1 protein-coding gene and 1 pseudogene are annotated in these 661 nt (G+C 68.2%); both read left to right on the forward strand.

All coding sequences use genetic code 11. From position 1 onward, the window contains the following. Positions 1–360 (forward strand): annotated as a pseudogene (locus tag AC1D0A_RS21960) (serine hydroxymethyltransferase); the annotation flags it as partial. 160 nt (positions 361–520) lie between these two features. Further along, positions 521–661: serine dehydratase beta chain (locus AC1D0A_RS21965; protein ID WP_476946841.1), on the forward strand; the 141-nt coding region annotated here is incomplete at its 3' end.

Raw genomic sequence — 661 nt, forward strand, 5'->3', positions numbered from 1 at the left:
CAGGGGATCAACGTGATCTCCGGCGGCACCGACGTGCACCTGGTCCTCGTGGACCTGCGCGACTGCGAGCTCAACGGTCAGCAGGCCGAGGACCGGCTCGCGGAAATCGACATCACCGTCAACCGCAACGCCGTCCCGTTCGATCCGCGTCCGCCGATGGTCACCTCCGGGCTGCGGATCGGCACCCCGGCGTTGGCGACCCGCGGTTTTGGCGAGGCGGCCTTCGCCGAGGTTGCCGATATCATCGCTGAGGCTTTGATCGCCGACGCCGGCGCGGACCTCTCCGGTCTGCGCACCCGGGTTCAGGCCCTCGCCGCCGCCCACCCGCTCTACCCGGGCGTGTCCGACCTCGCCGGTTGAGCTTGGCGGGCCCGTGGGTCCGGCCTCCTCTGCATGCTCGGTCGCGAAGACGCCCGCTGAGCGGACGTGACGCTCCCTTAGACGCATGCTGCCGGAGACCGGACCCGAAGGGCCCCTGTTCACCTCTGTCCCCGAGCCCATACCTAGTTAGGAACCGACAATGGCTGTTGGAGTCTTCGATCTCTTTTCCATCGGAATAGGGCCGTCCAGTTCCCACACGGTGGGACCGATGCGGGCCGCCGCGGTCTTCGCCGAGGAGCTCAAAACGTCCGGGGACCTGGAGAAGGTGGCGTCGCTGCGG

The sequence above is a fragment of the Arthrobacter sp. P1_D4 genome (assembly GCF_056406115.1).